The organism is Pedobacter steynii, from assembly GCF_900103665.1.
Lineage (GTDB): Bacteria > Bacteroidota > Bacteroidia > Sphingobacteriales > Sphingobacteriaceae > Pedobacter > Pedobacter steynii.
In genome coordinates this window covers 107,910-121,008 of sequence record NZ_FNGY01000005.1, presented here as the reverse complement: position 1 = coordinate 121,008, position 13,099 = coordinate 107,910, and the positions used below count along the sequence as shown (strand labels likewise).

9 protein-coding genes are annotated in these 13,099 nt (G+C 42.3%); 2 read left to right on the top strand and 7 right to left on the bottom strand.

Annotation, left to right across the window (positions count from 1 at the left end):
• Positions 1-49: 49 nt before the first annotated feature.
• Both BLQ87_RS14940 and BLQ87_RS14935 read right to left on the bottom strand, forming a co-directional pair.
• Complete coding sequence (locus BLQ87_RS14940) at positions 50-865, bottom strand: hypothetical protein (RefSeq protein WP_074608176.1); 816 nt, start codon at positions 863-865, stop codon at positions 50-52.
• 222 nt (positions 866-1,087) lie between these two features.
• Positions 1,088-1,300 (bottom strand): hypothetical protein, encoded by a 213-nt coding sequence (locus BLQ87_RS14935; protein WP_074608174.1) that lies wholly within the window; start codon positions 1,298-1,300, stop codon positions 1,088-1,090.
• Positions 1,301-1,512: 212 nt separating this feature from the next.
• Between BLQ87_RS14935 and BLQ87_RS14930 the strand changes: the two genes are divergently transcribed.
• Complete coding sequence (locus tag BLQ87_RS14930; protein ID WP_074608171.1) at positions 1,513-3,906, top strand: TonB-dependent receptor; 2,394 nt, start codon at positions 1,513-1,515, stop codon at positions 3,904-3,906.
• 144 nt (positions 3,907-4,050) lie between these two features.
• Here BLQ87_RS14930 and BLQ87_RS14925 read toward each other — a convergent pair whose 3' ends face one another.
• A complete protein-coding gene (locus tag BLQ87_RS14925) occupies positions 4,051-5,067 on the bottom strand; it encodes a zinc-binding alcohol dehydrogenase family protein (protein ID WP_074608169.1) in 1,017 nt (338 codons plus the stop codon).
• Complete coding sequence (locus BLQ87_RS14920; protein WP_245723860.1) at positions 5,064-6,095, bottom strand: aldo/keto reductase; 1,032 nt, start codon at positions 6,093-6,095, stop codon at positions 5,064-5,066. The genes BLQ87_RS14925 and BLQ87_RS14920 overlap by 4 nt, the downstream gene beginning before the upstream one ends.
• A gap of 154 nt (positions 6,096-6,249) precedes the next feature.
• Between BLQ87_RS14920 and BLQ87_RS14915 the strand changes: the two genes are divergently transcribed.
• The gene (locus BLQ87_RS14915; RefSeq protein ID WP_074608167.1) at positions 6,250-7,119 is read left to right on the top strand and encodes an AraC family transcriptional regulator; all 870 of its coding nucleotides are present in this window, start codon (positions 6,250-6,252) and stop codon (positions 7,117-7,119) included.
• A 28-nt stretch (positions 7,120-7,147) separates the two neighbouring features.
• Here the strand turns inward: BLQ87_RS14915 and BLQ87_RS14910 are convergent, their stop codons facing one another.
• The 3 genes from BLQ87_RS14910 to BLQ87_RS14900 all read right to left on the bottom strand — a co-directional run bounded on the left by BLQ87_RS14910 (position 7,148) and on the right by BLQ87_RS14900 (position 13,082).
• Complete coding sequence (locus tag BLQ87_RS14910; protein ID WP_083361889.1) at positions 7,148-9,055, bottom strand: beta-N-acetylhexosaminidase; 1,908 nt, start codon at positions 9,053-9,055, stop codon at positions 7,148-7,150.
• 20 nt (positions 9,056-9,075) lie between these two features.
• A complete protein-coding gene (locus BLQ87_RS14905) occupies positions 9,076-11,490 on the bottom strand; it encodes a glycoside hydrolase family 95 protein (protein WP_074608164.1) in 2,415 nt (804 codons plus the stop codon).
• A 128-nt stretch (positions 11,491-11,618) separates the two neighbouring features.
• Positions 11,619-13,082, bottom strand: a complete 1,464-nt coding sequence (locus BLQ87_RS14900) for an alpha-L-fucosidase (RefSeq protein WP_216857808.1) — start codon at positions 13,080-13,082, stop codon at positions 11,619-11,621.
• Positions 13,083-13,099: the final 17 nt, after the last annotated feature.

Here is a 13,099-nt window from a genome sequence, read left to right as displayed (position 1 = left end):
GTCTGTATTCGAATATGGTATTGGTAATATTGATCTGGGATCAGCTCAACTATTGTTCAGCTGATTTCTCAAGTAATCGTTCAAGTCTTTTTATACGGCTCTCCTGATCTTCAATTTTTAATTGTTGGTTTCTAAGTTGCGATATTTCCTTGTCCTTTTCAATGAGATACAATGTCAATTCCTCTATTTTCTTTAAGAGCATTTTATTCATTTCTCCTAAGGCAATTCCGTCTTTTTTTACTTCGGCAGCAGAGGGGATTTCAGGCAAGTGTTTATGGAGCTTAATATAATCTTCCAGCTCCCGAAGTGATAGAACCTGATGACCAGCATCAAATACATAATCAGGCCATACCGTAGCTTCAACTTTAATTTCTTTTGCACTAATATTCCCATTTACTGCCAGTTTATAACCTTTGGTATCAGTTGTGCCTATAGCCACATTACCCGAAACCGCATTCCTATTGGAAACCAGGATAACATCTCCATTGGATTTAAAACTTAAGGGAGCATAATAACTATTGGTTCGCAACGCATAAAATTCCAGAGAAGATTCTCCGATCGGACTATTGGTAAAATATCCATCTTTCCGATGGCTCATGATCCAGGTGTTTACCTTATGCAAAGCAGGAGCTGGCTTGGTATTCATCGTAAATACGAGATCGTTAAACACACCTGATGTGCCATCACCTTTAATCGTAATCCCTTTTCTTACTGTTCCTGAATTTATTTCCAGCAGATCCGCCGGAGCAGTAACTCCTATTCCTACATTGCCGCTTACTGGAAAACTATTGGTTTGTCCCATTGCACTGAAGCTGAAGAGGGCTACAGAAATGGCTAAAATGTTCTTTTTTAGGTTAATTTTCATACAACTATCAGGATATATTTAATTTTCTAAAAATACAATAGATTCTTCTAAAAAATCATTTCTAATAGCAGTAATTATAATAAGCCGAAACAAATCACTCCTATATATTTAATTATCAACCACATACCACCATAAAACGTAAAAAAATAACATTACTACTATTTCTTTTCATGCAAAAAACAACATCGCATTTATAAAAGTAAATAGTCTATGGTTCAGCATTCACAATTCGATGAGCATCCCGAACGACCTGGCGATAGCCGATATCCCCATTACAACACATAAAATGATAAAAGCCCAGATCGCAACATACTTCCTTGCCACAAAATGTTTCACAGCTGTTCTGTTAGAAAGAGTCAGTCCTTCAATTGCTCTGTACAAAAAATAAGCGACCAGGAACAAGCCCAACCCACCTAGAAAGTATTTCCAATCCATCTGTTGTTTTTATCTTTAAGTTTATCCATTAAACTACAATATCAGACAAACAAACCTTTTTCGCAAATAATATCCATTATTCAGGAACGACTGCAAAAAAAGTCCACGCTTTGCAACACCTTTATTATTTAGAATTATTCAAAATAATTTGGATTACCAAAAAATCATCTGCTACTTTGCGCTTGTTTAGAACTAATCTAAATTAATTGAACATGTATAAACTTCTACTTTCCTTAAATCTGCTGTTTTTCAGCATGACCTTAAGTGCACAGCAATTCTCCACCGTAAAGGGGAAAATCACCACCTCAGATGGACAAGCCGCAGCCTACATCAGCGTAGGCCTAAAAAACAAAGGACAAGGCAACCTTAGCGACCAGAGCGGAAACTATAGCATTCCCCGTGTTAAGCCCGGCAGTTATGTACTCCGCGCCACTGCAGTCGGCTCAAATCCGATAGAAAAAACCATTAAAGTTCTTCCCGGAGAAGACCTGACCGTGGATTTTATCATCACCGAGAATTCCGGTCAGCTAAAAGAGATCAATATTAACAGCAACAAAACCAACAAGTACGCGACAAAAAAGAGTACATATGTATCAAAGATGCCACTCCGGAATTTGGAGAACCCACAGGTTTACAGCTCCATCTCTAAAGAATTAATGGCCGATCAGCTTTCTTTCTCCATAGATGATGCCACCAGAAATGCTCCGGGCCTGCAAAAAATGTGGGAAGCCACCGGGCGTGGCGGAGATGGCGGTTCTTATTATAACCTGAGGGGCTTCATCACACAAAGCAAACTTAGAAACGGCATTGCGGGCAATGTAACCAGCAGGATTGACGCTGCAAACCTTGAACGCATAGAGGTCATCAAAGGTCCTTCAGCAACCCTTTTTGGAAGCACGCTAACCTCGTATGGTGGCCTGATCAACAGGGTCACTAAAAAACCCTACGATCAAATCGGCGGAGAAATAACTTATGCAGCCGGCAGCTATGATTTTAACCGGCTAAGTGTAGATTTCAACACCCCACTCGACACTGCCAAAACTACATTATTCCGGGTAAATGCAGCATACAACTATGAAGGCTCCTTCCAGGACCGGGGCTTTGATAAAAGTTTTGTGCTGGCACCAAGCCTTTCTTATAAAGCCAGCGACCGGTTGTCTTTTCTCTTCGATGCAGAAATCTATAGCGGTAAAAACACAGGCAAACAGATCTTTTTCTTCCCCTGGCAGCAATCTGTAGCTGCACTCGGTGTAGACCGTGCCGATAAGCTGAATGTAGATTATAAAAAATCTTATTTCTCAGATGACCTGACCCAACAATCCAGAAGCACCAATCTTTTTGGTTCCATGGAATACAAATTTTCGGACTCCTGGACTTCACAAACAAACATTACCAATACCAATAGCTATTCAAACGGCTTCTCTCCTTATTTTTATCTGATGCCCGGGAACATCCTTTCGCGAGAGGACCAGTCTACAAGAAACAGTAAAATGAATGTATTGGAGATCCAGCAAAACTTCAATGCCGATTTTAATATCGGAGGACATAGAAACAGGTTTGTAGTCGGACTCGATTTCCTGAGAATCAACTCAGATCAACATTTTCTTAGTAAAAAATATGATGAAATTTCAACAGGAATTACTTCAGGCCCGGTATACGACAGCTTCAACAGGAACAATATGGAAGCGACTTATGCCCTGGGCTTTACCCCTTATCCCGACATCTACAAAACCAACACTTATAGCGCCTACGTTTCTGATGTGTTTAACATCACCGACCAATTTATGGCTTTAGCGGCCATCCGGGTAGATCGTTTTGAGCATAAAGGAAGTTTCAACGACAAGGGCGAAAAAGCAAGTGATCCTTATAAACAAACGCAATTCTCTCCAAAATTCGGACTTGTTTACCAACTATTGAAAGATCAGCTTTCACTTTTTGCAAACTATCAGAATGGTTTCAACAACGTTCCCGGAACCAACTTCGAATCGAAAGCACTCAAGCCCGAAGAGGCAAACCAAATAGAAGGCGGGATAAAGATGGACCTCTTTAACGGAAAACTTAGCGGAACTTTAAGCTATTACGACATCAAAGTAAAAGACATCGTGAGACCTTATAGAGGAGGAACAGACAACGCAAATTTAAAGATCCAGGATGGCACCCAGGAAAACAAAGGGTTTGAACTGGAATTGGTCGCCAGCCCTGCAAAAGGTTTAAACATCATTGCCGGATTCAGCTACAACGACTCCAAACTCACAAAGGCTGGGGATCCGGATGTAGAAGGACTGCGTCCGGGAACTGCAGCTTCGCCATATGCCGCGAACCTATGGATAAACTACCATTTACCTGACAACTTCCTCAAAGGCCTTGGTTTTGGCTTTGGAGGGAATTATGCCAGCGACAACAAAGTCCTGAACAGCAAATCTGCCGGTGCTTTTATCTTGCCTGCTTTTACCGTTCTTAATGCCAGCACCTTTTATGACCATCCAAAATTCAGAATTGGTCTTAAGGTAGACAACATTACAGATAAAAAATACTGGGTGGGTTATACCACCGTTAACCCTCAACGGTTAAGAAGTGTGGTAGGTAGCCTAACCTATAAATTTTAATTATTGATCACAATTCATAAACAGAATTGAATCTTGAACAGTCGTTAAAAAGCATAAAAACGGCAATTTTCCATTTGAAAATTGCCGTTTTTTATTGGCATTATGACCGTCATAAAAAATTATCTGGCGCCTTTTTTCTACTCACTATTCAAAAATAACCACCGCTTTTATCAAGCCTTCTTCCGAAGTCATGAGATCAGCAAAACTATCCTTCACATACTGAAACATCAGCCTGTGGGTAATATAATCCAAAGGCTTTACTGCTCCATCTTTTACACACGAGATCACCTGTCTGAAATCTGCCGGGACTGCATTACGACTGCTCAGCAAGGTTCCCTCTCTTTTATGAAATTCCGGATGACTGAAGCTGATTTCCCCTTTTTGCAAACCAATCAATACGAAACGTGCCCCATGGGCCATATATTGAAATGCATTATTTATAGCGCTCAGGTTTCCGGTACAATCCACCACAACAGTAGGCATATCCCCGCCTGTGACCTGTTCTAACACAGCCATTACATCATCAGTGATTGCATTGATGATGTACTTTACTCCTAATTTCTCCTTACAAAAATCCAGTCTTTTCGCGTTGGTATCTAATGCGATCACCTCAGCGCCCGCGATTCTTGCAAAATCCATCGTCCCTAATCCGATTGGACCAGCACCAATGACCAGTACAAACTCACCCGGTTTAACATTTGCCCTGCTGATGCCATGCGCACCGATCGCCAGGGGTTCAACCAATACCAGTTCCTCCTCAGTCAAGCCCTGCCCTGGTATGATCGCCTCATCAGGCATGACGATATATTCGCGCATTGCACCGTCAATATGGACACCATACACCTGCATTTGCGCACAGCAATTTGTTTTTCCGTTGCGGCAGGCTACACAGTCCTTACAGTAAAAATATGGGCTTATGGTTACTTTCTCTCCAATGGTCAACTTACTTCCCGAGCTCGTCCTGATCACTTCGGCGGCAATTTCATGCCCTAATATTCTTGGATAATTAAAAAAGGGCTGTGTCCCCTGATACGCATGGTAATCTGTACCACAAATCCCTACCATTTTAACCTTTAGCAAGGTATGGCCATCTTTCAAAACCGGCATATCCAGTTCCTTATATTCAAATTCTCCGGGTGTATTACAAATCAGTGCTTTCATGTAGCAGGAGATATCGTGATCAATTCTTCTTCTTTCATCGCGTTCCAGAATTCCGCTGGAATTTTATGATTTACCATCGTTATATTTTCTTTTATCTTTTCCGGTCTCGTGGTATTCAAAGCCAGACTGTCTATTCCCCGGACATTGAAACTAAAATAAACACATGCTTCTGCAGGCTTAACACCAAATCTATCGCAGAGTTTAAAAAATTTCGCTCTCCATTCATAAAGCGCCTGATCTGCCTCATTGTCTCTTTCCACTTTCCGATAATTATAGAAATCGCTTCCCGTTAAAAAACCACCATTAAATACGGCGGAATTAATGACCAAAACGCCCTTCATCTTCAATTCAGACACGAACTGTATTAAGTCTGCCGGATGTAACTTTAGCGTTAAACTGTTGGCGATCATCACCCAATCCAGCGATACATCCTGAGTGATGCGTTCAATCACCCTCCAGTTTTTGGCACCAATGCCGATGGAAGAAACCAGTCCCTGGCTCTTTAAATCCCTCAATGCACGATAGGCCTCAAGAATATCCCCATACCTTTTCTCGTATTCCAGACCAGCTCCTGCCATTTCCAAATACTCGTCAGGATCATGAACAGAGACCATTTTCGCCTTATATTTCCCCAACAGTGCATTGCCCTGATCAAAACACTTTAAAATACCATCGTAACTAATGGTTTGAATCGCATCGTTTTTAAGCTGTTTCCAGATGCCCTTCTCGAAAGTTGGTTCCGGACCAAGTAACTCCGTCTGATACCAGCCCAATTTATTACAAATGACCACTTCATCAGGATCTACCTGCAGCTCGGATAAAGCCTTGCCCAGGATTTCCAAAGCAAGGCCGGCGCCATATTTACCGGCAGTATCAAACAGCGCATTTCCAGGCGAATGCGCGATGCATTCTTTGATGATATCTCTTTTGGTATCGTAATCAATTGACTGATACAAATTACCCAAACTGCTCGTACCAAAAATTACCTGGGGAAATTGGACCATATTCTTTGGGTATTCTTTTTCCATGATGGGTCACCTCCATTATTTTGACAATTCACATCATAAAGGAAGCTCTTTTTTTTTCAGAAAAAATCCCATACTTATCAAATAATTAAGCTATTTTAACCTATAAATGGAGATGATACCCCCATAAAGAATTAATGATACAATAACCACGCGGATGAAACCCCAACACCTAAAGATTCCAAACAGTGCAGACCAGTCGTTCAGTGTAAGGAAGGACATGCTGCCAAACATCAACAACCGCTGGCATTACCACAATGAAATTGAATTGATCTGTTTCCACAAAGGAAGCGGAACCCAGTTTGTAGGAGACCACATTAACAAATTTATGCCTGGCGATATCGTACTCGTAGGAAAAGATTTGCCACATTACTGGAAGTACGACATGCCTTGCATCAAGAATCCGGCTGCAGAAGAACCCTACTCCACCGTAATTCATTTTTATGATAACTTTATCGGAGAGCGTTTCCTCCATCTTCCGGAAACCAAGCAGATTAAAACCATACTTGAAAAGGCCAAAAGGGGCATTCTCATCCGGGGAGAAAATAGTCCTGAAATAGTACGCGCTATTGAGAAAATTTACCAAAGCAGCGGATTGATCAAAATCATCAAGCTACTGGAATGTTTATTAGCGATTTCCAATCTGCCGCAAGTAGTTTTACTTTCGTCTTTAGGCTTTAAATACGATTACGGAGATTCGGAAGACGAGAGAATAAACGACATCTATAATTTCGTGTTAAATAACTTCCAACGGAGAATCCACCTTAATGAAATCGCTTCTATTGCAGATTTAGTTCCAAACTCCTTTTGCAGGTATTTTAAAACGCGAACCGGAAAAACGTTCTCCAGGTTTCTTCTTGAAATAAGAATAGGCTATTCCTGTAAGCTAATCCTCGAGAACAAGATGTACATCAAACAAGTATGTTTTGAATCCGGCTTTAATAACTTTGCTTCCTTTCACAAAAGCTTTAAACTGATCACAGGAAAAACACCTAAACTTTACCAACAGGCGCATACGCTTGCATAACACCTCCTTTATCACAAAAAAGGAACACCTATTTTTCCAGGCGTTTTTCCAGCTCCTTAATGTTCACCGAGATCATTCTGCCTACCATTTTTCCATTTCGGTACGTTAAAACCCGGAATAAATCTGCACCGGTAGGAATACTTAATGGTGCTTTATAGGCAGCTGAAAATTTATCCGGATAGGTACCGTCAAAAGTATAATACACATCCAGGTTTTTCAATTCTGTATCCAATGCAATTTGAAAAGTTTTATTGACGCTGTCTTTTACAGGCCTGATCACAGGATCGTATATACTCCTTGCATAGTTGATATTTGAAAAGTCATAACGTACCATGTTACCTTCCATCCGCAGGATAAAATTTTCCCAGTTTTTCTGTTCTTTTGGCGACCACAATGCTTCTGCTAAGGCAAATGCCCTGGGCCAGGTCATATACTCTGCATGGCGGTAACTGGGAACAGACTCTGTCCAAAGACAGCCTTGTCCGCCCAGAATCAATGCAGGGTTCAGCACTTCTTTTGGAACAGGATCGAAATTATAGCAATTGCGCAGCGTAAGCATCGAATAAGTAGGCGGCTCAACAGCGGGGTCACCCTGGTAAAGGTCCAGGTAACAATTGTCGGTGGGCGTCATGACCACATGGTGATTCATCTTAGCCGCATCAATCCCTCCTTTCATTCCCCTCCAGGACATTACAGTTGCTTCAGGAGCCAGGCCACCTTCCAGAATCTCATCCCAACCCATTAATTTTTTACCCTTGGCCTGAACCATCTTTTCCATACGCTTGATGAAATAACTCTGCAGCTCTTCCACTGTTTTAAGCTTTTCGACTTCCATTCTCTTTTTACACTTCGGACAGTCTTTCCAAACCGCTTTATCACATTCATCTCCTCCAATATGAATATACCGGCCGGGAAAGAGTGCCGCGACCTCTCCGATTACTTTATCCATAAATTCAAAGCTCTGTTCATTTCCCGGGCACAAGGCATTTTCTTTTTTATCGGGAAAGTTGTTGCCAACATTGACGCTAAACGGGCCTCCTGTACAGGACAATTCAGGATAAGCCGTCAGGGCAGCAAGGCTGTGCCCCGGTACATCAATTTCAGGTAATATCGTTACAAAGCGTTTACTGGCATAAGCGACAATTTCCTTGACCTCTTCCTGAGTATAATACCCTCCATAACTGGCAACTTCATCAGCTCCCTGAGGTTTTCTGCTCCACCATAAACCCATCCTGGGCGCTCTCCATGCACCAATACTCGTCAGTTTAGGCAGGCTCTTGATTTCTATACGCCATCCCTGATCGTCGGTCAGATGCCAGTGAAAAACATTCATTTTATATTTTGCGAGCTGGTTGATGTACTTTTTAACCAGTTCTTTTGGAAAGAAGTGACGGCTTACATCCAGCATCAGCCCCCTCCAGCCGAACCTTGGATAATCCGTAATTTTCACACAAGGTATATCCCAGTTTTTATTGGCAGTTTTTCCGGAACTTTCAATCGCCCCCGGCAACAACTGCATTAACGTCTGTATGCCATAAAAAAGTCCGGCAGGTTTATTTGCCTGAATACTAACCCCGTAAGGTTTAACATCGAGAACATATCCTTCTTCCCCGATCAGTTTATTATACGTACGGTTAATGTTAAAATGAATCCCATCCTTCCCATGACCAGACCGAACGAGGGAATAACCCGTCGGCTTTTTTATCATTGCGGCAAATAATTCAGCGATCTCCCTGTAGGCTTCGTCTGAAATCAATCTGGTACTGCTCCTCAATTTGAAAACACCTGTCTTGCTTTCCACTTTGACAGGTAAAGGAATCAGGTTAAGATGAGTTGGCTTTTCCTCGTTTGCGCCAGCCTGGCAAATAACCGGCATTGCTAAGGTCAATGCGGCAGTCAGAAAAACCAGGCTCGCCAATAGGATATTCTTTCTCATGTTTACGTTTTATGGTGTATTCAGCTGATGCCGTTCCAGGTATATTGTTTCCCGGCCAGCGTTTTCAAGGTAATCAATTTCAGGCCATATTTCAATTTAACTGTTCCCCCATATTTTGACGATAGTGTAGCTGAAACCAGTTTCCCATTTTTCCATTTGATCCCTACTACAAATCCTCCTCTGGCGCATAAACCTTTTACTTCGCCCTCTTTCCATTGCTCCGGGATGGCTGGAAGCAATTCGATATACCCCTGATGGCTTTGTAAAATCATTTCTGAAATCCCCGCACCTCCGCCAAAATTGCCGTCAATCTGAAAGGGGGGATGCGCACAAAACAAGTTCGCATAAGTCCCCCCGCCTCCCATACTTAACGGAGTCCCCTCTCCTTTATATCTTAATAGTTTTTTTATGGCATCATAGGAGCGTTCTCCGTTTTGCAGCCTTGCCCATAAATTGATCCGCCAGGTAATGGCCCATCCCGTCCCTTCATTCGTTCTGATGTCCAAAGATCTGCGCACTGCGTCGGCCAGCTTAGGGGAGCCGGAAGAAGTGATGGAATAGCCCGGATAAACAGCAAACAGATGCGACAAGTGACGGTGACGGGGATCGGTATCTTCCCAATCATAATACCATTCCTGTAAATTCCCTGCTTTTCCTATTTGGTAAGGATAGAGTTTGTCTAAGGCTTCTTTTACCTTTTTTTGCATTTCGGCGTCCAGGTTCAATAGCTCCGCCGCTTTCAGATAAGTCACAAACAGTTCCCTGATCATGGCCAGATCGGCAGTTCCTCCATAAGCGGCTGCCCCCTCATATCCGGTTCCTGGTATCCTGAAGTAATTTTCCGGGGAGGTTGAGGGCGCGGTAATCAGATTTCCCTTTTTGTCTTTTACCAGGAAATCCAGACAAAACGCTGTTGCCCCTTTCATTAAAGGGTAAGCCTTGGCCCTTAAGAAATTTTTATCCCCTGTAAAGGCATAGTGTTCCCATAAATGTGTCGACAACCAGGCCCCTCCCATCGGCCAGTTGGCCCAGGACACATCTCCTTTTCCAAAATCGCCAACAGGGTTGGTCTGCGCCCAGATATCCGTGTTATGGTTACATACCCAGCCAGCACAATTGTAAAAATCTTTAGCAGTTATTGCTCCTGTTTTTGCCAGGCGACCGATGAAATCAAATAACGGGGTATGCATTTCTGATAAGTTTCCTGCTTCCGCCCCCCAATAGTTCATCTCTGCATTGATATTGGTGGTAAAATTACTGGACCATGGAGGTCTTATTTCTTCATTCCATATTCCCTGAAGATTGGCGGGAATTCCTCCCGGCCTGGAACTGCTGATCAACAAATAGCGGCTATATTGATAATACAAGGCAATCAGGTCCTGATCTTCGGCTCCCTTTGAAAAATTAATTAACCTTTCTTTGGTACTCAAATCTTTAACAGCAGCAGGCCCTAAATTCAAATCGACCCGATCAAAATACTTTCTAAAATCTGAGACATGCCGGGCCTGAAGCGCATCATATCCTTTTGCACCAATTTTCTGTAAATGACCGAGCGCAATCTGCTGTTCAGACTTACCTTCTTTACCCGGATTTTTATCAAATCCGTTATAGCTCGTCGCCATAGACAGTAATATCACCACTTCTGAGGCATCGGAAATCATTAAACGCGCTCCACGAAATTCGGACTTCCCATTTAACTTTAATATTTTCAAACGGGCATTGAACCGCATTGCATTGAGGGTATCCTGTACAATTGGATTAGGGACATTCCCCAGATAATTGGGTGCTGCATAAATCGGAGCATACCCGTTCATGGTCAAACTTTGCTGTTCCACTGCAGAGCGGTTTAACAACAAACTGGTTAGTTTACAGCTAAAATTCAGTTTATCCTTACCCTTTGCGCTAAGCCTCATCACCACCACCTGATCCGGATAGGACACAAAAGTTTCCCTGGTATAAGTAGTCTGGCCAATCTGATAGCTTACTTTACTCATCGCCCGTTGAATATCAAGCTCCCTTTTATAGCCGGTTACCTGACCTGAAGGATATTTAAAATCAAACATCAGATTGCCGAGCGGTGCATAAGATGCAGAATATTTCCCTTGCATAAAATGCATCAGGGAATCTGCTTTTTTATAATTCTCATCAAATAGTGCTTCACGAACAGGTTGCAGGTAATTCTTTGCATTCGGGTTCATATGGGCATCTACCGGTCCGCCGCTCCAAAGGCTCTCTTCATTCAGAGAAAGTCGTTCTTTTTGGACTCCGCCATATACCATTACACCGAGTCGTCCGTTGCCCAATGGCAATGCTTCTTCAAAGCCTCTTGCAGCATCATTATACCACAATTTAAGCCCTTTCAAACCCGGCTTCTGAGCAGAAACATCAGTCACCAATATTACACTCAATAACCCTGCAATTATTATATTTTTCATCAGAATATATTTGTTTTTTTAATGGTTATGAAGCTATCACGCACCTATTATTCATTGTTATTTATTGCTTTCAATGGCATTCATGAGCTCGCAAGCGCGGTTCATTACTTTTTGTAAGCGGTACCATCCTATCGACTTTTTTCGCTGAAAGTTATTTTATAAGCTACCGCATATTCAGCCGGATATTTACCTGCAGGTTGAATCACCAATCCATTCTTTGTTTGCTTCCAGGAAACCGGCACTGTGCTTCCCAGCAGCTCTACTTTCCCGATTGTCTTGTTTTCAATCGTTAGGCCCAAGGATTTGATCATCGTGCTTCCTGATGGAATGCCCAATCCTATTGCATACAAAACATCACCTTTAGTTGTAAAGCGGATATCTCTGGCATTAAAAGGAGTTTTCTGCTCTGCAAAAGGTCCTTTCGCAGATTGTGTTGGCCCTTCTCCGGCAATTTTCCATGGTCTTGTTCCATAAATTGCTTCTCCGTTTATGGCCAGCCATTTACCAGTCCCCAAGAGCACATTCGTTTCTTCGTCCGTTATTGTACCATCAGGACGTGGGCCGATATTCAACAACAAGTTTCCGTTTTTACTTACGATATCAATTAGATTGGTGATGACGTATTGTGCGGACTTGAAAGTATTGTCATTGGTAAAACCCCAGGAAGTATTCCCGATAGCATCGTCTGTCTGCCATGGCAGTTTCCTGATCTCGTCTAACTTTCCTCTTTCTAAATCTAAAACGGCGGCTTTTTCCGGAAATGCTTTATCGTATTTATAATTGATCACTACCCCTTCATTCCATTCCTGTGCTTTATTGTAATAATAAGCGGCAAAGCTTTTGCGATATGGATTTAGGGCAGGTTGTTCGATCCACCAGTCGAACCAAAACAATTGAGGATGGTACTTATCGACCAATTCTGTAGACCTTAAAAGCCAGTCGTTCATAAATTCCGGCGACATTGTTTCCTCTTCTCCCCTGGCAGGCCCATAGAAATCAGCGAACTTTGGATCGTTAACATCGGAATCAAATTTCCGCCCCCCGCTGAGGAACCACCAGTGTTCAATCCGGTGAGAGGACAAGCCAAATATCATATTCTGTTTGCGGATTGATTTTGACAACTCTCCAATGATGTCCCTTTTTGGTCCCATCTCCGCAGCATTCCATTTAGAAAGTGAAGTTTTATACATGGCGAAACCATCATGATGTTCGGCAACGGGAACTACATATTTCGCCCCTGCTTTTTTAAACAATTCTGCCCATTGATCAGGATCAAACTTTTCTCCTTTAAACATCGGGATAAAGTCCTTATAGCCGAATTTTCCCTGTGGGCCGTATTTTTCGACATGGTGCTTAAACTCTTTTGTACCCTGGGTATACATTTGTTTTGGATACCATTCTCCAATATATGCAGGAACGGAATACACTCCCCAATGGATAAAGATTCCGAATTTGGCATCTCTAAACCAATCCGGTACCTGATATTTTTCGAGTGATGGCCAGCTCGCTTCGTATTTTTCCGCTACCTGAGCTTTAGCAGCAGCAGAAAGCAGGACCATAGAGATCATAAAACATTGAATTACACTTTTCATATATTTGGTTTGGTTGA